This window comes from Klebsiella sp. SYXHC3, assembly GCF_057196925.1.
Map to the genome: position 1 here is coordinate 461,603 of NZ_JBXUNG010000003.1, position 21,717 is coordinate 483,319.

Annotated in this window: 21 protein-coding genes; 12 read left to right on the forward strand and 9 right to left on the reverse strand. The window is 59.4% G+C overall.

Annotated elements, in window-relative coordinates:
• Positions 1-7: 7 nt before the first annotated feature.
• Both ybfE and ybfF read right to left on the reverse strand, forming a co-directional pair.
• Positions 8-301: a LexA regulated protein gene (gene ybfE / locus AC2CGP_RS11690; RefSeq protein ID WP_015367696.1), complete on the reverse strand. Its 294-nt coding sequence runs from the start codon at positions 299-301 to the stop codon at positions 8-10.
• 133 nt (positions 302-434) lie between these two features.
• A complete protein-coding gene (gene ybfF / locus AC2CGP_RS11695; RefSeq protein WP_015367695.1) occupies positions 435-1,208 on the reverse strand; it encodes an esterase in 774 nt (257 codons plus the stop codon).
• A 229-nt stretch (positions 1,209-1,437) separates the two neighbouring features.
• On the opposite strand from ybfF, the gene seqA reads away from it, so the two are divergent.
• Both seqA and pgm read left to right on the forward strand, forming a co-directional pair.
• Entirely contained in the window at positions 1,438-1,998 is a 561-nt protein-coding gene (gene seqA, locus AC2CGP_RS11700) for a replication initiation negative regulator SeqA (protein WP_015367694.1), read from the forward strand.
• A 32-nt stretch (positions 1,999-2,030) separates the two neighbouring features.
• Entirely contained in the window at positions 2,031-3,671 is a 1,641-nt protein-coding gene (pgm, locus tag AC2CGP_RS11705; protein WP_015367693.1) for a phosphoglucomutase (alpha-D-glucose-1,6-bisphosphate-dependent), read from the forward strand.
• A gap of 54 nt (positions 3,672-3,725) precedes the next feature.
• Here the strand turns inward: pgm and kdpE are convergent, their stop codons facing one another.
• The 6 genes from kdpE to kdpF are packed head-to-tail and all read right to left on the reverse strand — an operon-like array spanning position 3,726 to position 11,511.
• Positions 3,726-4,403, reverse strand: coding sequence for a two-component system response regulator KdpE (gene kdpE, locus AC2CGP_RS11710; protein WP_015367692.1), 678 nt, complete (start codon positions 4,401-4,403; stop codon positions 3,726-3,728).
• Positions 4,400-7,087, reverse strand: a complete 2,688-nt coding sequence (gene kdpD / locus AC2CGP_RS11715; protein WP_015367691.1) for a two-component system sensor histidine kinase KdpD — start codon at positions 7,085-7,087, stop codon at positions 4,400-4,402. The genes kdpE and kdpD overlap by 4 nt, the downstream gene beginning before the upstream one ends.
• Positions 7,088-7,090: 3 nt before the next feature.
• Positions 7,091-7,663 (reverse strand): potassium-transporting ATPase subunit KdpC, encoded by a 573-nt coding sequence (gene kdpC / locus AC2CGP_RS11720; RefSeq protein ID WP_015367690.1) that lies wholly within the window; start codon positions 7,661-7,663, stop codon positions 7,091-7,093.
• 10 nt (positions 7,664-7,673) lie between these two features.
• Positions 7,674-9,722: a potassium-transporting ATPase subunit KdpB gene (gene kdpB, locus AC2CGP_RS11725; protein WP_020079350.1), complete on the reverse strand. Its 2,049-nt coding sequence runs from the start codon at positions 9,720-9,722 to the stop codon at positions 7,674-7,676.
• Positions 9,723-9,742: 20 nt separating this feature from the next.
• On the reverse strand, positions 9,743-11,422 hold the full coding sequence (kdpA, locus tag AC2CGP_RS11730; RefSeq protein ID WP_475702367.1) for a potassium-transporting ATPase subunit KdpA: 1,680 nt from the start codon (positions 11,420-11,422) through the stop codon (positions 9,743-9,745).
• Complete coding sequence (kdpF, locus tag AC2CGP_RS11735) at positions 11,422-11,511, reverse strand: K(+)-transporting ATPase subunit F (protein WP_020079348.1); 90 nt, start codon at positions 11,509-11,511, stop codon at positions 11,422-11,424. The genes kdpA and kdpF overlap by 1 nt, the downstream gene beginning before the upstream one ends.
• Before the next feature lie 313 nt (positions 11,512-11,824).
• On the opposite strand from kdpF, the gene AC2CGP_RS11740 reads away from it, so the two are divergent.
• Complete coding sequence (locus AC2CGP_RS11740; protein WP_015367687.1) at positions 11,825-12,031, forward strand: DUF2517 family protein; 207 nt, start codon at positions 11,825-11,827, stop codon at positions 12,029-12,031.
• Between the two features lie 179 nt (positions 12,032-12,210).
• Complete coding sequence (phrB, locus tag AC2CGP_RS11745) at positions 12,211-13,620, forward strand: deoxyribodipyrimidine photo-lyase (protein WP_032712885.1); 1,410 nt, start codon at positions 12,211-12,213, stop codon at positions 13,618-13,620.
• A 3-nt stretch (positions 13,621-13,623) separates the two neighbouring features.
• Here phrB and AC2CGP_RS11750 read toward each other — a convergent pair whose 3' ends face one another.
• Positions 13,624-15,102, reverse strand: a complete 1,479-nt coding sequence (locus tag AC2CGP_RS11750) for an MFS transporter (protein ID WP_015367685.1) — start codon at positions 15,100-15,102, stop codon at positions 13,624-13,626.
• A 268-nt stretch (positions 15,103-15,370) separates the two neighbouring features.
• Between AC2CGP_RS11750 and ybgI the strand changes: the two genes are divergently transcribed.
• The 8 genes from ybgI to nei all read left to right on the forward strand — a co-directional run bounded on the left by ybgI (position 15,371) and on the right by nei (position 21,696).
• Entirely contained in the window at positions 15,371-16,114 is a 744-nt protein-coding gene (gene ybgI, locus AC2CGP_RS11755; protein WP_015367684.1) for a radiation resistance protein YbgI, read from the forward strand.
• Between the two features lie 14 nt (positions 16,115-16,128).
• A complete protein-coding gene (gene pxpB, locus AC2CGP_RS11760) occupies positions 16,129-16,785 on the forward strand; it encodes a 5-oxoprolinase subunit PxpB (RefSeq protein WP_015704760.1) in 657 nt (218 codons plus the stop codon).
• A complete protein-coding gene (gene pxpC / locus AC2CGP_RS11765; RefSeq protein WP_015704761.1) occupies positions 16,779-17,711 on the forward strand; it encodes a 5-oxoprolinase subunit PxpC in 933 nt (310 codons plus the stop codon). The genes pxpB and pxpC overlap by 7 nt, the downstream gene beginning before the upstream one ends.
• Positions 17,701-18,444 (forward strand): 5-oxoprolinase subunit PxpA, encoded by a 744-nt coding sequence (gene pxpA / locus AC2CGP_RS11770; RefSeq protein ID WP_032714092.1) that lies wholly within the window; start codon positions 17,701-17,703, stop codon positions 18,442-18,444. Before pxpC ends, pxpA begins: the two co-directional genes overlap by 11 nt.
• A gap of 73 nt (positions 18,445-18,517) precedes the next feature.
• On the forward strand, positions 18,518-19,243 hold the full coding sequence (locus AC2CGP_RS11775) for a DUF969 domain-containing protein (RefSeq protein WP_047056001.1): 726 nt from the start codon (positions 18,518-18,520) through the stop codon (positions 19,241-19,243).
• On the forward strand, positions 19,240-20,235 hold the full coding sequence (locus AC2CGP_RS11780; RefSeq protein WP_015367679.1) for a DUF979 domain-containing protein: 996 nt from the start codon (positions 19,240-19,242) through the stop codon (positions 20,233-20,235). The genes AC2CGP_RS11775 and AC2CGP_RS11780 overlap by 4 nt, the downstream gene beginning before the upstream one ends.
• 9 nt (positions 20,236-20,244) lie before the next feature.
• Positions 20,245-20,889 (forward strand): pyroglutamyl-peptidase I, encoded by a 645-nt coding sequence (gene pcp, locus AC2CGP_RS11785; RefSeq protein ID WP_020079342.1) that lies wholly within the window; start codon positions 20,245-20,247, stop codon positions 20,887-20,889.
• Between the two features lie 15 nt (positions 20,890-20,904).
• A complete protein-coding gene (nei, locus tag AC2CGP_RS11790) occupies positions 20,905-21,696 on the forward strand; it encodes an endonuclease VIII (RefSeq protein ID WP_047054882.1) in 792 nt (263 codons plus the stop codon).
• The last annotated feature ends 21 nt before the right edge of the window (positions 21,697-21,717 follow it).

Consider the following 21,717-nt stretch of genomic DNA (forward strand, 5'->3'; position numbering starts at 1 on the left):
GCGTTTTTCAGACTTCGCCCTGGTTACGCAGGCAGGCCAGTTGGTGCATCAGCATCTCTTCGATAAGATCGCTGCGGCTCATGTTGCGGGCTTCCGCCAGCTCATTAAGCGCGTCGACCGCATCGGCGTTGAGCTTCAACTCAACGCGCTTCAAGCCGCGAACCTTATCGCGTTTGAGCTGATTGCGTTTGTTGATGCGCAGTTGTTCATCGCGCGAAAGCGGATTGGTTTTCGGTCTACCCGGGCGACGCTCATTTGCGAACAAATCTAATGTCGTTCGGTCCGTTTGTTCTTTTGCCATGATTCAGAGTGACTTCGGGGAAACAAGCTGCCGGGCTATAGCCGGCGCAGATAGCGCGCCATAATACATCAGGCGAACCGCTGCGCCAACGACCGCGGGCATTCTGCCGCGCGGTCGGGCGTTTTTTAGCCACTCAGGCTTCAATTGTGCTCAGATAACGGCGAATTGCGCGTAAAACCGCCTCGGGTTTTTCCGCATGCACCCAGTGTCCGGCGCCGGCAATGACGTGGGCGCGGGCTTGCGGGAACTGCGCCAGCAGCGCGTCGCGGTATTCATCGGTGACATAAGGGGAGTTGCCGCCGGGAATAAATTGCGCCGGGTGCGGCCAGGCGGGCACGGTTTCCCAGCCGACAATATGCGGGTATTGATCCCACAGCGCCGGCACGTTGAAGCGCCACGCGCCGTCGACAAAGGATTTCAGCAGAAACTGAATGACGCCTTCTTCATTTATATACTCGCGCATTACCTGCGCCGCCTGCTGGCGGGTGCTGGCGGCGGATTCGCTGACGGCGTTAATCGCCGCGAAGATCTCATCATGACGGCGGACGTGATAAGCCACCGGCGCGATATCAATCGCCACCAGCCCGGCGATGCGATCCGGCGCCAGCGCGGTCAGCGCCATCACCGCTTTGCCGCCCATCGAATGGCCGATAAAGGTCGCTTTCTCGATCTGATGATCGTCGAGGGTATCGAGCAGGTCCTGCGCCATCGCGCGGTAGGTCATCTCCGGTGAACGCGGCGATAAGCCGTGGTTGCGCATATCGACCTGCAATATATCGTAGTCGGCGACCAGATCGCGGGCGAGGATCCCAAGGTTGTCCAGGCTGCCGAACAGGCCGTGTACCAGGACGATTGGGGATTTATTGTGCGGGTTTTGTGCAGATTGCGCTCGGCTATTTAATTTCATGGCAAAGTTCTTTTTTTCGCTCCGTCGGGTTAGGGTATTATGTTGGACATTCTGCCATTAGGCTGCAAGACCCGGAAGCATTCTGAGTTTTAACGCCATCCTGGTTTGACGCTATTCGCGGTTGGGATTTGTCCTCTATCTGATGCCTTTTGCGCAGTAGTGTGAAAGACAAAGGATAGTTAATCCCGACGACTTGTATTCAGAAACAAAGAAATCGCACTGGATTAAGATGAAAACAATCGAAGTTGATGATGAGCTCTACCGCTATATTGCCAGCCACACTCTGCATATCGGCGAGAGCGCATCCGACATTTTACGGCGCATGCTGAAATTTTCCGCCGTTTCTCAGCCTGCATCTGGCGCGCCAGCGGCGAAAGCCGCGCCGGCGGCTGCTCCTGCGGCGGCGCCAGTCGTCGAAGCGAAGCCGGCCAACCCGGTTAAAGATAAAGTCCGCGCCATGCGCGAGCTGCTGTTATCTGACGAATACGCTGAACAAAAGCGCGCGGTTAACCGCTTCATGCTGGTATTGACTACGCTTTACTCGTTAGACAGCAAGGCATTTTCAGAAGCCACTGAGTCTCTGCACGGACGCACCCGCGTATACTTCGCCGAAGACTCACGGACGCTGCTGAAAAGCGGTAATCAGACCAAACCGAAACAGGTTCCTGGTACGCCGTGGTGGGTTATCACCAATACTAATACCGGCCGTAAATGCAGCATGATCGAACACATCATGCAATCAATGCAGTTCCCTGCGGAGCTGATTGAAAAGGTATGCGGCACGATCTAGTTAATTAAACTTTGCACCAGAAGGATCAGGCAATGGCAATCGATAAACGTGCGGGTCAGCCGGCACAACAGAGTGATTTGATTAACGTCGCCCAGCTGACCGCTCAGTACTATGTGCTGAAGCCGGAAGCGGGCAATGCGGAGCATGCGGTTAAGTTCGGCACCTCCGGCCATCGCGGTAGCGCAGGGCGCCACAATTTCAATGAGCAGCATATTCTGGCGATTGCGCAGGCGATTGCGGAAAACCGCGCGAAAAACGGCATCACCGGCCCGTGCTACGTGGGTAAGGATACCCACGCTTTATCCGAACCGGCCTTCATTTCCGTGCTGGAAGTGCTGGCGGCGAACGGTGTTGATGTGATCGTTCAGGAAAACAACGGTTTCACCCCGACGCCGGCGGTTTCCAACGCGATTCTGGTGCATAACAAAAAAGGCGGCCCGTTGGCGGATGGTATCGTTATCACCCCGTCGCACAACCCGCCGGAAGATGGCGGTATTAAGTACAACCCGCCAAACGGCGGCCCGGCTGATACCAACGTGACAAAAGTGGTGGAGAACCGCGCGAATGAACTGCTGGCCGCCGGTCTGCAGGGCGTGAAGCGTATTTCTCTCGACGCCGCGCTGGCTTCCGGCCACGTGAAAGAGCAGGACCTGGTACAGCCGTTTATTGAAGGGCTGGCGGATATCGTCGATATGGCGGCTATTCAGAAAGCGGGCCTGAAACTGGGCGTCGACCCGCTGGGCGGTTCGGGTATCGAATACTGGAAACGCATCGGCGAGCACTACAAGCTGGATCTGACCATCGTTAACGATCAGGTCGATCAGACGTTCCGCTTTATGCACCTGGATAAAGATGGCGCGATCCGCATGGACTGTTCCTCCGAGTGTGCGATGGCGGGTCTGCTGGCGCTGCGCGATAAGTTCGATCTGGCCTTCGCCAACGATCCGGATTACGACCGTCACGGTATCGTGACCCCGGCTGGCCTGATGAATCCGAACCACTATCTGGCGGTGGCTATCAACTACCTGTTCCAGCATCGTCCGCAGTGGGGTAAAGACGTTGCGGTTGGTAAAACGCTGGTTTCCTCGGCGATGATTGACCGCGTGGTTAACGATCTGGGCCGTAAGCTGGTGGAAGTGCCGGTGGGCTTCAAGTGGTTTGTTGACGGTCTGTTCGACGGCAGCTTCGGCTTCGGCGGCGAAGAGAGCGCAGGGGCATCATTCCTGCGTTTCGACGGCACGCCGTGGTCCACCGATAAAGACGGTATCATCATGTGCCTGCTGGCGGCGGAAATCACCGCGGTGACCGGTAAGAACCCGCAGGAGCACTACAACGAGCTGGCGGAACGCTTTGGCGCCCCGAGCTACAACCGTCTGCAGGCATCGGCCACTTCCGCGCAGAAAGCGGCGCTGTCTAAGCTGTCGCCGGAAATGGTGAGCGCCGACACGCTGGCGGGCGATCCAATCACCGCGCGTCTGACCGCGGCGCCGGGCAACGGCGCTTCTATCGGCGGGCTGAAAGTGATGACCGACAACGGCTGGTTCGCGGCCCGTCCGTCAGGCACCGAAGACGCCTACAAAATCTACTGCGAGAGCTTCCTTGGCGAAGAGCATCGCAAGCTGATTGAAAAAGAAGCGGTAGAGATTGTCAGTGAAGTGCTGAAAAACGCCTGATCCTGTTTACCCCGGCGGCATTAACCGACCGCCGGGGTCATTGATTTGTTTCCTTCAAGGCATAAAGCGATAGCCAATACCGGTTTCGGTCAGCAGATGCTGCGGCCGCGCCGGGTCAGCCTCCAGTTTTTGCCGTAAGTGCCCCATATAAATCCGCAAATAGTGACTGTGCTCCACGGCGTTAGGTCCCCATACCTGATTCAGAAGCTGGCGCTGGGTAAGCACTTTGCCCGGATTGTTCAGTAGCGCCGCCAGCAGGCGAAACTCGATGGGCGTCAGATGAATTTCTTCACTGCCGCGCATGATACGGCGGGCGGGGATATCGACGCTAATATCGGCAAAATGCACCACCGGCTCATCGGCCTGCGCGCTGCCGTGACGGCGCAGCGCGACGCGCAGCCGCGCCTGCAGTTCGCCTATGCCAAACGGTTTACTCAGGTAGTCATCGGCGCCGGCGTCAAGGGCGGCGATTTTGTCATGCTCTTCGCTGCGTGCCGACAGCACGATAATCGGCATCTGGCTCCACTGGCGAACTTCACGGATAAAATCATTACCGTCCCCGTCCGGCAGGCCGAGATCGAGGATCGCTAAATCCGGTTTGCGGGTGGCGGCTTCGATGAGCCCCCGCTGCAGGGTTTCGGCTTCAAATACGCGCATACCGTCGGCTTCCAGCGCGGTGCGCAGAAAGCGGCGGATAGCGTGTTCGTCTTCGATGATTAAAACGTTAATCACATGTCCTCGGTTAACTCTTCCAGTTCTGGGGGCGATTCTCGCGGCAGTGTAACACGGAAACAGGCTCCGCCCTCCGGACGGTTGCTGGCGGTAATGCTACCGTCGTGCACCTCGACAATGGCCTGGCAAATCGCCAGCCCCAGACCGACGCCGGGGATAGCCGATTCTTTATTACCACGCGCGAACTTATCAAAGATAGCTTGTTCCTGGCCTGCCGGGATCCCCGGACCATTATCCCAGACTTCAATGATCAACTGCTGCCTATCCGCTTCGGCGTGAATGCCAATCTGCGCCTGCGCGCCGGCGTATTTATGCGCGTTTTCCAGCAGGTTGATCAGCACCCGCTCAAACAGCGGGCCGTCTACGTGGACCAGCAGTAGCGGGTCCGGCAGCGACAGCTGGATGTGCTGGCCGCCAAGCCCTGGCTCCAGCATACGCAGGGCGCTACCGACTATCTCTTCGAGGGTTAACCACTCTTTATGCAGATTAAAGCCGCCGGACTGAATACGCGCCATATCCAGTAAATTATTCACCAGCCGGGTGGTGTTGAGCACGTGCTGGCGAATTTCGTTGGCCTGCGGCGCGTGCTTCGAACCTTCGCTGGCCAGATCGAGGGTCAGGATCTCCGCCTGGCCGAACAGGACCGTCAGCGGCGTCCGCAGATCGTGGGAGAGGGCGGCCAGTAGTGAGTTGCGCAGGCTTTCGCGTTCGCTGGTCAAGCGCGCCTGCTCTTCGCTGGCGGTCAGGGTCAGACGTTCAAGGGCGCTGGCCACCAGCAGGGTAAAGGTTTCCAGCAGCCGTTGCTGTTCGGGGATCATCAGCTGACGCAGATTTTCCGGTTCGACCAGCAGCAGTCCCCAGGTGCGGGCGGCGCTTTGTAGCGGCAGAATTTGATACGGCACGCCGGGGAGAGTGTCGGTACCGGCTCCGGCTGGCTGGCCCTTATCGAAGCTCCAGCGGGCAATCGCATCATCCCACGAGAAAACGCCGGATTGCTGGGCCATCGGCTGCAGCTGCCCGTTCTCATCTGGCAGCAGTAGTTGGCTGCGGGCCTGAAAGGTGGAGGTAATAAAGCGTTCGCTGGTGGCGGCGATATCTTCGCGGCTGCGGCCGACCGCCAGCGCTTTCGACATTTCATACAGGTGGCGGGTGCGCCGCTCGCGGTAACGCGCCACCCGCGCCTGGTAACGCATCCCGGCGGTCAGGTTGCCGATCACCAGACCAACGGTCAGCATCACGCCGAACGTCAGCAGATACTGGACGTCGGAAACCGCCAGCGTGCCGCGTGGGGCGACAAAAAAGAGATCGAAGCTAATGACGTTGATAAAGGTCGCCAGCACCGATGGCCAGCGGCCATACAGCAGGGCGATAATCACCACGCCCAGTAGATAGAGCATCACCAGGTTGGCGGCTTCGAAGGCCATCAGCCACTGCATGGCGACTACGGTGATAATGGCGCACAGCGCCACGGCCAGCAGGCAGCCCTTCAACTGCTGGCGCCATTTGTCGAGCGCCGTACGATTGTCGTTCGCGCGGGCGGGCAGGGAGGCCGGTTTTTCATCCAGCGCGATCACCACCAGATCGAGGTCCGGGGCGCGGCGCGCCAGACGGTCGGCAAACCCGGCTCGTTCCCACCAGCGGCGCTCTCCCTGGCGGCCAATCACAATTTTGCCGAGGTTGTGCTCGCGAGCGTAATGCAGCACCGCTTTTTCTTCCGATGGGTCGGAGAGGGTGGCGGTCTCGGCGCCTAACTCTTGCGCCAGCTTCAGCGCGGCGAGGATCGCCCGCCGCCTGGCCTCCGGCAGTCGGTGCAGCGCGGGCGTTTCTACATAGACCGCGTGCCAGACGCTGCCGAGCCTGGCTGCCAGCCGGGCGGCGGCGCGAACCAGTTTTTCACTGCCGGTGTTGTGGCCGATGCACAGCAGAATGGCGTCGCGGGTGTGCCAGACTTTTTCCTGCCCCTGGCGGTCGCGCCAGGCGCGCATTTGCTCGTCTACCCGGTCGGCGGTACGGCGCAGCGCCAGCTCGCGCAGGGCGATCAGATTACCTTTGCGGAAGAAGTTTTCGATGGCGCGTTCGGCCTGGCCGCCGATGTACACCTTGCCCTCATTCAGGCGCTGGCGCAGATCGTCCGGCGGCAAATCCACCAGAACGACATCATCGGCGGCGTCAAAGAAGGGGTCGGGGACGGTTTCGCGTACCTGCACGCCGGTAATACCGCTGACCACATCATTGAGGCTTTCAAGATGCTGGACGTTGACGGTGGTGAAGACGTCGATACCGGCTTCGAGCAGTTCTTCGACGTCCTGCCAGCGTTTCGGGTGGCGCGAACCCGGCGCGTTGCTATGCGCCAGTTCGTCCACCAGGATCAGCGCCGGGCGGCGGGCCAGCGCGGCATCGAGGTCAAACTCATGGACGTAGCGTCCGCGATGGGAAATGCGCTTTTGCGGGAGGGCGCTAAGCCCCTCCAGCATGGCGGCGGTATCTTTGCGGCCGTGGGTTTCCGCCACGCCGATCAGAATATCCAGCCCCTGAGCGCGCAGCCGCTGCGCTTCCGCCAGCATAGCCCAGGTCTTACCCACCCCGGCGCAGGCGCCGAAAAACACCTTCAGCTTGCCGCGATGCGGCGCAGCGGTTTGTTGCAGCAGACGGTCGGGGTCCGGGCGCAGCGGCTCGTCACTCATTGATTAATCCTTCAGGGCATCCAGCGCCATATTCAGTTGCAGTATATTTACCACAGGTTGACCGAGAAAGCTGAGCAACGGTTTTTGCGTTGCCTGATCCACTAACTGTTTCACCTGCGCATCGCTAAGATTGCGCGCTTTGGCGACGCGCGGTACCTGCCACAGCACCGCGGCAGGGGTCAGGTTGTTATCCAGCCCGCTGGCCGATGCGGTCACCAGCTCGACCGGCACCGTCGGATTCGCTTGCGGGTTAGCGGCGCGTAACGCCTCTACCCGTTCGCTAATCGCTTTATCCTGCGCCGGATTGCTGACCGCCAGGTTACTGCCGCCAGAGGCCAGCGGATTATCCGCCACCTCTGCCGTCGCGGAAGGGCGTCCATGGAAATAACCGGCGGCGGTAAAGTTCTGCCCGATCAGAGCGGAGCCGCGCACCTCGCCGTCGATCTGGATCAGCGAGCCGTTAGCCTGCTGCGGGAACCACCAATGCCCTAAGGCGGTAGTCAGCAACGGATACAGGCCGCCAGTGAGCAGGGTTAACAGAATAAATAGCACAAATGCCGGACGAATTAATGACATGGTAGTTTCCTCACACCAGACCGCTCAGGGTCAGCAACAGGTCGATAGCTTTAATACCGACAAACGGCACAATCAGCCCGCCGAGGCCGTAAACCCACAGGTTGCGGCGCAGCATCGCCGATGCCGACAGCGGACGATAGCTCACGCCCTTCAGCGCTAAAGGGATCAGGCAGACGATAATCAGGGCGTTGAAAATAACCGCGCTCATGATCGCCGAAGAGGGCGAGTGCAGATGCATCACGTTCAGCATCGCCAGCTGCGGATAGGCGGCGGCGAAGGCGGCCGGAATAATCGCGAAATACTTGGCGACGTCGTTGGCGATACTGAATGTGGTTAACGACCCACGGGTCATCAGCATCTGTTTACCGATATGCACCACTTCAATCAGCTTGGTCGGGTTCGAGTCGAGATCCACCATATTGCCCGCCTCTTTTGCTGCCTGGGTGCCGGAGTTCATCGCGACCGCCACATCAGCCTGCGCCAGCGCCGGGGCGTCGTTGGTACCGTCACCGGTCATCGCCACCAGCCGTCCTTCCGACTGATACTGACGAATCAGCGCCAGCTTGGCTTCCGGCGTCGCTTCGGCAAGAAAATCATCAACCCCCGCTTCGGCGGCGATGGCGGCGGCGGTCAGGCGGTTATCACCGGTGATCATCACCGTTTTAATGCCCATTTTGCGCAGCTGGGCGAAACGCTCTTTAATGCCGCCTTTGACGATATCTTTGAGCGAAATAATGCCCAGCACGCGTTCGCCTTCCGCCACCACCAGCGGCGTGGCCCCCTGGCGGGCGACCTCTTCTACCTGCTTATCGACATCGGCCGGGAAGTGGCCGCCGTTAGCTTCGATATGGCGGCGAATCGCGTCCACCGACCCTTTGCGGATCATACGTTGGTCGATGTTGATACCGCTCATACGGGTCTGGGCGGTAAAGGGGACAAATGTGGCGTGCAGCGACTGCAGGTCGCGTTCGCGCAGATTAAAGCGCTGTTTCGCCAGCACCACGATGCTGCGGCCTTCCGGCGTTTCATCCGCCAGCGACGATAGCTGTGCGGCATCGGCCAGCACGCGCTCTTCGACGCCGCGCGCCGGCAGGAAAGCCGAGGCCTGACGGTTGCCGAGGGTGATGGTGCCGGTTTTATCCAGCAACAGTACGTCGACATCGCCGGCGGCTTCCACCGCGCGGCCGCTGGTGGCGATAACGTTGGCGCCGAGCATCCGGCTCATCCCGGCGACGCCGATAGCGGAGAGCAGGCCGCCGATGGTGGTCGGGATCAGACACACCAGCAGCGCGACCAGCACGGTAACGCTAACCGCATTACCGCTCCACGCCGAGAATGGCCAGATGGTGGCGGTGGCCAGCAGGAACACCAGCGTCAGGGCGATCAGCAGGATCGTCAGCGCGATTTCGTTTGGAGTTTTACGGCGCTGCGCGCCTTCAACCATAGCGATCATCCGGTCAAGGAAGGTTTCGCCAGGGTTGACGCTGCAGCGGATCACCAGCCAGTCAGAGAGGATCCGGGTGCCGCCGGTGACCGAGGCGAAATCGCCGCCGGACTCGCGGATCACCGGCGCGGATTCCCCGGTGATGGCGCTTTCATCTACCGAAGCGCCGCCTTCGATCACTTCGCCGTCGCAGGGGATAATGTCGCCAGCTTCGACCAGCACGATATCGCCTTTGCGTAACTCTTCCGCCGGGACGTGATCCATCGGAGCATCGTGCTGCGGCGCGCGCAGCTTACGGGCGAAAGCGGTTTTCTTCACCCCTTTCAGGCTGTTGGCTTGCGCTTTGCTACGTCCTTCGGCCATGGCTTCGGCGAAGTTGGCGAACAGTACGGTAAACCATAACCACAGGCTGACGGCGGCGGTAAAGCCGGCGTGACCCGTGAGATACCCCCCGGCCATGGCCATCGCCAGCAGGGTGGTCAGCACGCTGCCAATCCAGACGATAAACATCACCGGGTTACGCCACTGCACCGAGGGGCTGAGTTTTTTCACCGCATCCAGCAGCGCCTGACGCACCAGCGTCGGCTCCAGCAGGGCTAATTGTTTGCGACTCATAACAGGCTGCTCCGCATCGCTTAAAGTAAAGAGAAGTGTTCCGCCACCGGGCCGAGCGCCAGTGCGGGGATAAAGGTCAGGGCGCCGACCAGCAGGACGGTGCCGATAAGCAGGCCGATAAACAGCGCGTCGTGGGTGGCGAGCGTGCCGGAGCTGGCGGGCTGAATTTTCTTATTCACCAGCGACCCGGCAATCGCCATCACCGGGACGATCACCCCGAAGCGGCCCACCAGCATGCAGAACGCCAGCAGCAGGTTCCAGAATGTCGTGCCGGCGCTTAAGCCGCCGAAGGCGCTGCCGTTGTTGTTGGCCGCCGAGGTGACGGCGTACAACACTTCGCTAAAGCCGTGCGGCCCAGGATTCAGCATGGCGCTGCGTCCGGCTTCGGTCATCATCGCCAGCGCGGCGCCGAGCAGTACCAGCGTCGGGGTCACCAGAATCGCCAGCGCGATCATTTTCATTTCGCGCACGTCGATTTTCTTGCCGAGATATTCCGGCGTGCGGCCAATCATCAGCCCGGCGATAAATACCGCCAGCATGACGAACAGCAGCATGCCGTACAGCCCGGAGCCTACGCCGCCGAAGACCACCTCGCCAATCTGCATCAACCACATCGGCACCATACCGCCCAGCGCGGTGAAGGAATCATGCATCGCGTTGACCGCACCGCAGGAGGCCGCAGTGGTGACCACCGCAAACAGGCTGCTGGCGAGAATGCCAAAGCGGCTCTCTTTCCCTTCCATATTCAGGCTGCTGTCGGCGCCAAGACTGAGCAGATGCGGATTTCCGCGGGTTTCCGCCCACATCACCACCGCCACGCAGACCACGAAAATCAGCGCCATCGCCCACAGGATGGCGCGCCCCTGACGGCGATCGCCGACCGCTTCGCCAAAGGCAAAACACAGCGCCGCCGGGATCAAGAAGATCGCCAGCATCTGCACCAGGTTGGTTAACGCCGTCGGGTTCTCAAACGGATGCGATGAGTTGGCGTTAAAGAACCCGCCGCCGTTGGTACCGAGCATTTTGATCGCTTCCTGCGAGGCGACCGGTCCCATCGGTAGCCATTGGCGAACGCCTTCCAGGCTGGTGAACGGCTGATAAGCCTGCAGGTTCTGCGGCACGCCCTGTTGCACAAAGAACAGCGCAATCAGCAGAGAGATTGGCAGTAGCAGCCACAGCGTAATGCGGGTCAGGTCGACCCAGGCGTTGCCGAGGGTGCTGACTTTCTGTCGCGCCCAGGCGCGGGTCAGCACGAAGATCACCGCAATACCGGTCGCGGCCGACAGGAAGTTTTGCACCGCCAGGCCCACCATCTGGCTGAGATAGCTCATGGTGGTTTCCCCGGCGTAGGCCTGCCAGTTAGTGTTGCTGACGAAGCTTACCGCGGTATTCAACGCTAAATCCCATGACAGGTTGGAGAAGTGCTGCGGATTGAACGGCAGCCACCCCTGACACATCAGCAGCGCCATCAGCGCCGCGAGACCAATAGCGTTAAACAGCACAATGGCGATCAGGTACTGCCGCCAGTCCATCTCCTGGCTGCGAATCCCCGCCAGCCGCCAGATACCGCGCTCAACGCCGGCAAGTCCAGGAAGCGGAACATCGTTGATCATTCGCGCCAGCAGCGAACCGAGTGGCCGCGCCAGCACCAGCAGTACCAGCAGGAAGCTGGCGATAAGTAAGAACCCTTGCGCGGCCATCAGAACGCCTCCGCATGTATCAGGGCATAGACCAGATACGCCAGCAGCAGGAACACCAGCGTTACGCCGGCAATGATGCCTGTAGTCACTTTCCACCTCCGGGTGTGTCTCTTATTGATATACCGAGAGGGTAGGAATTTCGGCGCAAAGATTTCGCAAAAATCGCCGCGGGCGGTGTAAAAAAAGTATAAAAATGGCTAAAGGCACAATTTAACTAATGGTTAGTATTAATTTAACTTTTTTGTAACTCAGTTACGCCGAGAATGTAAATTAAGTATAAATAAGTGCTTTTTAGTGGTCGGATGAGTAGTAAAATTACAACCAGCGCGGTACTATTTGTGCAGACAAACATTGTGACATTTACCGGCGTTGCTTGCCGGCCTGACAAAGGGGAGAGAAATTATGGCGTTGTACAAAGCTTATCCTGCTCACATTATCCTGATGCGTCGCGCTTTCGCCGTCGTGGCCGGGGTCGCTGCGCTGCCGGTGATGCTGTTCTGGAAAGATCGCGCCCGTTATTACAGCTGGCTGCATCGCGTATGGGCGAAAACCAGCGAACAGCCGGTATGGATGGCGCAGGCGGAAAAAGCCGCGCACGACTTCTACTAAATCCGCGCTGCTGCGACGAATATCAAAACCGCCGGTTGACGACCGGCGGTTTTTTTTCGTCTGCTGTCTACACTTAGCTTTCACGCGCCGTGGCAGAATTGGCAGGTGCGTATTTTACCGCAGCGCGCTATTTTGCCGGCCTGAGTGCTGAGTTTTGCTTACGGAGAGTGAGGAGTTTTATGGCCACCCATTTGGTCTGGTTTCGCATGGATTTACGCCTTAACGATAATCTGGCGCTGGCCGCCGCCTGCCGCGACCCGAAGGCGCAGGTGCTGGCGCTGTATATTGCTACGCCGGAGCAGTGGCGCCAACATCACATGGCGCCGCGCCAGGCGGCCTTTATCGCCAGCCATTTACGCAGCCTCCACGCGGCGTTGGCGGAACGCGGTATCCCGCTGCTGGTTGAAGAAGCGGACAATTTCGCCGCCAGCATCGAGCTGCTGACGCGCATCTGTAAACAGCACCAGGTTAGCCATCTATTTTATAATTATCAGTATGAGTTTAATGAGCGCCAGCGCGACGCCGGTGTTGAGAAAATCCTGAAAGAAGTCACCTGCCAGGGGTTTGATGACAGCGTGCTGTTGCCGCCGGGCAGCGTGATGACCGGCAACCGCGAGATGTATAAAGTCTTTACGCCGTTTAAAAATGCCTTTATCCGCCGCCTGCGTGAAGGGTTGCCGGAGTGCGTGGCGGCGCCGAAACCGCGCCAGTCAGCCACCCGACAGGCCTCGCCGCTGCCTGAGATCAACTATCCGCAAGCGCCGTTCGACACCGATCTGTTCGCGGCGGATGAAAAAACGGCGCTGGCTCGATTGCGCGCGTTTTGTCAGCAGCCGGCGGCAGATTACGACCAGCAGCGCGATTTTCCGGCGATAGAGGGAACCAGCAGGCTATCGCCGTGTCTCGCGGTCGGCGTATTGTCGCCGCGCCAGTGCCTGCATCGCTTGTTACGGGAGCAGCCCGGCGCGCTGGATGGCGAAGCGGGCGCAAGTTGGCTGAACGAGATTATCTGGCGCGAGTTCTATCGTCATCTGATGGTTTACTATCCGAAACTGTGTAAAGGCCGGCCGTTTGTCGCCTGGACCGACAAGGTCGCCTGGCGCAGCAATGAGGATGAACTGCGGGCCTGGCAACAGGGGCAAACCGGTTTCCCCATCGTCGATGCCGCCATGCGGCAGCTTAACGCCACCGGCTGGATGCACAATCGCCTGCGGATGATTGTCGCCAGCTTCCTGGCGAAAGACCTGCGCCTCGACTGGCGGCACGGAGAGCGCTATTTCATGAGCCAACTGATCGACGGCGATTTGGCGGCCAACAACGGCGGTTGGCAGTGGGCGGCCTCGACCGGTACCGATGCAGCCCCTTATTTTCGTATTTTCAATCCGACGACCCAGGGCGAGAAATTTGATAAGCAGGGCGAGTTTATTCGCCGCTGGCTGCCGGAACTGGCTGAAGTGCCAGAAAAAGCGCTGCATCAGCCGTGGCTGTGGGCGGATAAACAGGGGGTAACGCTGAGGTATCCGCGCCCGCTGGTTGACCATAAGCAGGCGCGGCTGGAGACGCTGGCGGCCTGGGAAGCCGCCAGATAGTTTCTACTCTACCGCCAGTTGGCGGGTTTTGACCTTCACGGAGTGATACAGCCAGATGACCAGCACCAGGCCAACGCAGGCCAGCGCGCCCCAGGTGATCTGGCTGAAGACGTCGATGTAGGCTTCAATCGAATAGTTAACCGCGCCCGCGGCATCAAACGACGCCTGCGACGTCTGGTCGGCGATGACGCCGGCCAGATAGTTGGCGATCGCCCCGGAAAGCAGCATATAGATACCGGTCAGCACCCCGGTGACGCCGGGGATTTCGATCCGGGTGATTTGCGACATCGCAACCGGGTCGATAAACAGTTCGGCGAAGCCCATCACCGCCAGCCCCAGTACCATCAGCGGCATGGAGGAGTGGCCATACGCGGCTGACCAGCGGGCGCTCAAGGTCAGAATGCAGAACCCGGCGCTCATTAGCCCCAGACCGAGGGCGAATTTCCCCCAGATACGCACGGTGCGGTTGCCCTTGATGTTCTCTTTAACCAGCCATGCCAGCACCATACCGCAGAGCATTACCGCGAAGGCGTTAACCGACTGGAACATCGCGGTTGGTACTTCATAGCTCATGACGTGGCGGTTCACGAAACGGTCGATATACAGGCTGATGGAGCTGCCGCCCTGCTGGGCAAAGGCCCAGAACAGCAGGCTAAAACCGGTGAGGACGATAATCAGACGCAGCTCTTTACGCTGTTTGTCGTTCTCCGCGCGCAGGTAAATACGCGCCAGTACCGCCAGGCCAATCACCGTCGCGACGATCAGCGCATACACCGACCACTCCTGCCAGAACAGCACGGTAATCAACAGCGGCGTCGCCACCAGCAATACCAGCAGCCAGCCCCAGTTCGGCAGGAGGAAGGTCCGCGCGCACAGTGCCTCGCGGTTAACGCCGGTGGTATGGCGGAAGTGGCGACCGCCGCAGAGGAAGATCACCAGACCGGCAATCATACCGACTGCCGCCAGCGCAAAGCCCATCGCCCAGCTGTACTCTTCCTGCACGTAGCCGCAGGCGATAGGCGCGATGATCGAACCAATATTTCCCGCGGCGTACATCAGCGAGAAGCCGCCATCGCGGCGCGGATCGGTCGGCTCATACAGTTCGCCAAGCAGGCAGCTGACGTTGGATTTAAACAGCCCGTAACCGCAAACGATAATCGCCAGCGATAAATAGAGGAAGGTGGGGGCGATTTCGCTGGCGCCGAGCACCAGGTGACCGATAGCCATGAGTAGCGCCCCGAGCATCACCGCCATGCGGTTGCCGAGCAGCTTGTCGGCGAGGAAGCCGCCGAGAATAGGGGTGACATAGACCAGGGAGCAGTAGGCGCTAAAAAGGGTATAAGCGTGGTTATCGTCGTACTTGAGCTGGTTGGTGAGGTACAGGATTAACAGCGCCCGCATGCCGTAAAAACTGAAGTATTCCCAAATTTGCAGCGCAACGACGTAATAAATCGCCCGTGGCTGTGAAGTTTGTCTGTTCATGTAACGTTCATTTCCTGGCCGTAAAACGAAAGTCGATCTTTCTGCATGAATAGCGTTTGTTTGGTGTTATTCATGGCCTAAATGGCTTTCTGGTTATTTAATATGCTTTATAAGTGCATAAATATACACTAATGCGCGGTGAGGGGAAGAGGCAATTTGGGCGATTATGCGAATGGCTGAAATAGACCCTTTGGCGTCGCTATCGACGACTCGGGCGGATGTGGTTATGTTATAGGTTTGTACAAACTGATTTTCTGATGGAGCGGCAATGAAAAATAGCGAACTGGAACAATTAATTAACGAAAAACTGAATAGCGCGGCCATCAGTGATTACGCCCCGAATGGCCTGCAGGTCGAAGGGCGGGAGTCGGTGCGGAAAATCGTTACCGGCGTGACCGCCAGCCAGGCGCTTCTCGATGAAGCCGTGCGTCTGCAGGCGGATGCGGTGATTGTGCATCACGGCTACTTCTGGAAAGGCGAGTCGCCGGTGATCCGCGGCATGAAGCGCAATCGGCTGAAAACGTTGCTGGCCAACGATATCAACCTTTATGGCTGGCATTTACCGCTGGATGCGCATCCGGAACTGGGCAATAACGCCCAACTGGCGCAACTGCTGGGGATCAACGTGATGGGGGAAATCGAACCATTGGTGCCGTGGGGCGAGCTGTCTATGCCGGTATCCGGGCTGGAACTGGCCTCGTGGATTGAAGCGCGATTGGGACGTAAACCGCTGTGGTGCGGCGATACCGGGCCAGACAAAGTCGCCCGCGTCGCCTGGTGTACCGGTGGCGGCCAGAGCTTTATCGATAGCGCGGCCCGCTTTGGCGTCGATGCCTTTATTACCGGCGAAGTGTCTGAGCAGACCATCCATTCCGCTCGTGAGCAAGGGTTGCATTTTTATGCCGCTGGCCATCATGCCACCGAGCGTGGCGGTATTCGCGCTCTGAGCGAGTGGTTGACGGAAAATACCGACCTGGACGTCACCTTTATTGATATCCCTAACCCGGCCTGATGAGAGAGAAAAAAGTGCAGCGAGCGCGTTGTTATCTATTAGGTGAAACGGCGGTGGTCCTGGAGCTTGAGCCTCCGGTGACCCTGGAGAGCCAAAAACGTATCTGGGGCCTGACGCAGCGGTTAACCGACCACGAAGAAGTGGTTGAAGTGATACCGGGGATGAACAACATCACCGTTGTACTGCGCCGCCCGCAGGAGATGGCGTGGGAGGCGATTGACAAGCTGCAGCGCTGGTGGGAAGAGAGCGAAGCGCTGGAACCGGAATCCCGCGAGATTAGTATTCCGGTTATCTATGGCGGCGAGGCGGGGCCAGACCTTGGCGACGTCGCGCGCCATTGCGGATTGAGCGAAAAGCAGGTGGTCGAACTGCACTCTTCGGTGGAGTACATGGTGTGGTTTCTGGGTTTCCAGCCGGGGTTTCCGTACTTTGGCGGCCTGCCGGAGCAGCTGGCGATGCCGCGTCGCGCCGAGCCGCGCGTACTGGTACCGGCGGGATCGGTTGGTATCGGCGGATCGCAAACCGGTATTTATCCGCTGGCGACGCCGGGCGGCTGGCAGCTGCTGGGTCGCACGCCGCTGGCATTATTCGATCCAAAACGTGAAGAGCCGGTGCTGCTGCGTTCTGGCGATCGCGTACGCTTTGTGCCGCAGAAGGAGGGGGTATGTTGAAATTTATCCGCGCCGGCATGTACACCTCGGTACAGGATGGCGGCCGGGAAGGCCAGCGCCAGTGGGGGATCAGCCGCTGCGGCGCGCTGGATAAACCGGCGATGACCATTGCCAATCTGCTGGTGGGCAATGCGCCGGAGACGGCGGCGCTGGAAATTACGCTGGGTCAGGTCGATGTACAGTTTACCCGCCATTGCTGGTTCGCGTTGACCGGCGCCGCCTGCGAAGCGACGCTCGACGGCGCGCCGGTCTGGCTGGGCTGGCGAATGGAAGCGAAGGCCGGACAGCGGCTGGTGCTGAAAAATCCTCAGCATGGGATCCGCAGCTACCTGGCGGTCGCGGGCGGTATCGACGTCCCTGAAGTTTTGGGTTCCCGCTCTACCGATCTGAAAGTCGGTATCGGCGGAATCGAAGGGCGCCGGTTGCAGGATGGCGATCAATTGAAGATTGGGAAATCCTCCCGCCGCTTTAGCGCTTCGCGCGGCGTTAAACAGCTGCCGATAGGCAATATTATTCGCGCGCTGCCGGGGCCGGAGTATCACGAATTCGACAGCGTGTCGCAGGAGTCTTTCTGGCGCTCGCCGTGGAAGCTGAGTCCGCAGAGCAACCGTATGGGCTACCGCCTGCAGGGTCAGCCGCTCAAGCGCACAACCGACCGGGAAATGCTCTCCCATGGCCTGCTGCCCGGCGTGGTACAGGTACCGCATAACGGCCAGCCGATTGTGTTAATGAACGATGCGCAGACCACCGGCGGCTATCCGCGTATAGCGTGCATTATTGAAGCCGATATGTACCAACTGGCGCAAATTCCGCTGGGGCAGCCGATCCATTTCGTCCCCTGTTCGCTGGAAGACGCGCTGAAAGCGCGCGCCGACCAGCAGCGTTACCTTGAACAACTGGCCTGGAGATTAAGCGATGAAAATTGATTTAAATGCCGACCTCGGCGAAGGCTGCGCCAGCGATAGCGCGCTGCTGCAGCTGGTCTCTTCCGCCAATATCGCCTGCGGCTTTCACGCCGGCGATGCGCTGCTCATGCAGCAGTGCGTGCGCGAGGCGCTGAAAAATGGCGTCGCTATTGGCGCGCACCCAAGCTTCCCGGACCGGGAAAATTTCGGCCGCACCGCGATGCAGTTACCGCCAGAGACGGTTTATGCCCAGGTGCTGTATCAAATTGGCGCGCTGGCGGCAATCGTGCATGCCCAGGGCGGCGAGCTGCGGCACGTCAAACCGCATGGCATGTTGTATAACCAGGCGGCGAAAGAGCCGGCTTTGGCCGATGCCATCGCCCGTGCGGTGCGCGATGCCGACGCCGGCCTGGTACTGGTCGGGCTGGCGGGGAGCGAGCTTATCCGCGCCGGACAGCGCTATCAGCTGACGACGCGCCAGGAAGTCTTCGCCGATCGCGGTTATCTCGCCGACGGTAGCCTGGTGCCGCGCAGCCAGCCGGGCGCGCTGATAGAGAACGAAGAGCAGGCGCTGGCGCAAACGCTGGAAATGGTGCAGCACAATCGGGTGCGCAGCCTGAGCGGCGAATGGGCGCATGTGAAGGCGGAAACGGTCTGTCTGCATGGCGATGGCGCTCATGCGCTCGATTTCGCCCGACGCTTGCGCGCCGCGTTTGCCGGGCGCAATATCGACGTCAGCGCGGACATCGATTAATCGTCCGCCTGAGTATTTTAATAATAATTAAATCAAACAATAAACAACACTCACAACTGAACAGGACGTTATTATGCAAGAGGCGATATCCCTCTGGCCGCTGATCGGCATTGCCGTGATTGTGGTCGGTTTTGTATTACGCTTTAACCCGGTGCTGGTGGTGATAATCTCCGGGATCGTCACCGGCGTGGCGGCGCATATGCCAATAGCCACTATTCTGGAGAAACTGGGCGAGGGCTTCCTTAATACCCGTAATCTGCCGTTTATTCTGCTGCTGCCGCTGGCGGTGATCGGGCTGCTGGAGCGACATGGTCTGAAAGAGCGGGCGCAGGCGTGGATCGCGAAGATCCATAGCGCGACCGCCGGACGTCTGCTGATCGTCTATCTGTTTGTGCGCGAAGCTACCGCCGCCCTGGGATTGACCAGCCTCGGCGGGCATCCGCAAATGGTGCGACCGCTGCTGGCGCCAATGGCGGAAGGGGCGGCGGAAAAGCGCTTTGGCCCGCTGCCGGGTCATGTGCGCTACCGGCTGCGCGCGATGTCGGCGGCGACCGATAACGTCGGGCTGTTTTTCGGTGAAGATATTTTTGTCGCCTTTGGCGCGATCATCTTCATGCACAACTTTATGCTGGAGTCGGGCGGGATCCAGACGGAACCGTTGCATATTGCCCTGTGGGGGATCCCGACGGCGATCTGCGCCTTCCTGCTCCACGCCGCGCGCCTGTGGCGCCTCGATCGCCATCTCCAGCGTGAGCTGGACCGGGTTAACGCCGGGCAGGCGAAAGGCGGTGCGGCATGAACTTCCAGCAAACGTATTTATACTGGCTGGCCGGCGCGGTACTGCTGGTCGTGGCTATCATGTCCTGGCGCGACAAAAGCAATCCGCGGCGTCTGACAACCGGCCTGTTCTGGGGTCTGTACGGGCTGGTGTTCTTGCTCGGCGACTGGACGTATCAACTGGTGGGCGATAAGCGTGCGGTGAATATCGCCGTCGGCGGGGTGGTGGTGGTACTGGCGCTGATCGCCGGTTTTGGCGGTGTGCGCCTCGGCAGCTACCATCAGCGTAGCCAGGAAGAGAAAACCGCCAGCGCGAAACGCCTCGGCAACAAACTTTTCTATCCGGCGCTGGCGATTCCGGTCGTCACCGTCATTGGCGTACTGCTGTTTAACAATCTGCCTTCATGGCAGGTGGCGCTCTTCGGGCCGGGCAACCACGCGACGCTGATTACCCTGTTCTCGATGACCGTCGGTACGCTGATTGGCCTGGCGATGGCGATTCGTATGACCCATGAAACGGTGGCGCAGCCGATGCAGGAAGCGCGCCGTTTACTTGATTCCGTCGGCTGGGCCTTTATCCTGCCGCAGATCCTCGCGGTGCTGGGGCTGCTGTTCACCACGGCGGGTGTCGGAACCAGCATTTCGTGGCTGACCGAGCACTATCTGGCGGTAGATAACCGCTTTATCGCCGTGGCCGTGTACGCCATCGGCATGGCGGTGTTGACGATGGTGATGGGCAATGCCTTTGCCGCTTTCCCGATTGTGACAGCCGGGGTTGGCATTCCGATTTTAGTTCTGCAGCACGGCGGCAATCCGGCGGTAATGGCGGCGATTGGTATGTTTTCCGGCTACTGCGGTACGCTGATGACGCCGATGGCGGCGAACTTTAATATCGTACCGGCGGCGCTGCTGGAACTGCCGGATAAAAATGCGGTGATTAAAGCCCAGGTACCGACCGGTATCCTGCTGCTGATCGTCAACGTATTCTTACTCTATTTCCTGATGTTCCTGTAAGGAGGGATGATGGCTGGCGTATTAATTACCGGTTTTGAGCCGTTCGGCGGCGAAACGGTTAATCCTTCATGGGAAGTGGTTAAGCAGCTTGATGGCATGATTATTCGCGGGCAGCAGGTGGTGGCTAAACAGTTACCCTGCGTGTTCGGCGAGGCGCTAACGGTGCTGAACGCCGCGCTGGAAACCTATCAACCGCAGCTAACGATTGCCGTCGGGCAGGCCGGAGGCCGTGTCGATATTACCGTCGAACGTGTGGCTATCAACGTCGATGATGCGCGGATCCCCGACAATAAAGGCCAGCAGCCGATCGATGAGCCGATCGTCGCTGACGGCCCCGCGGCATGCTTCAGTACGCTACCGATCAAAGCGATCGTTAGCGCGTTGCGCCAGCAGGGGATCCCGGCCTCGGTGTCGCAAACCGCGGGCACCTTCGTCTGCAATCACGTGATGTATGGTTTGCTGCATCAGCTGCAGGGAAAAAGCGGGCAGAAGGGCGGTTTTATCCATATTCCTTATCTGCCTGAACAGGCGGCGGCCCATCCGGGGCAGGCGAGTATGTCGGTCGAGACGGTACGCGCGGCGCTGGAAACGGCGATTACCGTCGCCCTTGAACAGGATGACGACGTCAAAATTGGCGGCGGCGCCACGCACTAACAGAAGGACGAAACTATGCCTGAAGGCCCGGAGATCCGCCGCGCGGCGGATACCCTGGAGGCGGCTATCAAAGGCGAACCGTTAACCGAAGCCTGGTTCGCCTTTCCACAGTTGCAACCCTATCAAACTCAGCTAATTGGTCAGCGGGTGACCCATATCGCCACCCGCGGCAAGGCCCTGTTAACCCACTTCTCCGGCGGATTGACGCTGTATAGCCATAACCAGCTGTATGGCGTCTGGCGCGTGGTGGATGCCGGCGTTGAGCCGCAATCGAAGCGCGTGCTGCGCGTCAGGTTACAGACCGCACGCAAGGCGATTTTGCTCTATAGCGCCTCCGAGATTGAGATACTGACGGCGCAAGAGCTGGCCCATCATCCGTTTTTACAACGGGTCGGGCCGGATGTGCTGGATATGACGTTAACCGCCGGGCAGGTCAGAGAGCGGCTGTTATCGGCGAAATTTCGCAATCGCCAGTTTTCCGGCCTGTTGCTGGACCAGGCGTTTCTCGCCGGGCTTGGTAACTATCTGCGGGTGGAGATCCTATGGCAGGTGGGGTTGACCGGGCAGCATAAGGCCGCCGAGCTCAATGACACGCAGCTCAATGCGCTGGCGCACGCGCTGCTGGATATCCCGCGCCTTTCTTACCGCACCCGCGGGCAAGTGGATGAAAACAAACATCATGGCGCGCTATTCCGCTTTAAGGTTTTTCATCGCGAGGGTGAGGCCTGCGAACGCTGCGGCAGTATCATTGAAAAAACCATGCTGTCATCGCGACCCTTTTACTGGTGTCCTGGCTGCCAGCACTAACGTCAGTTATTGAGTGATTCA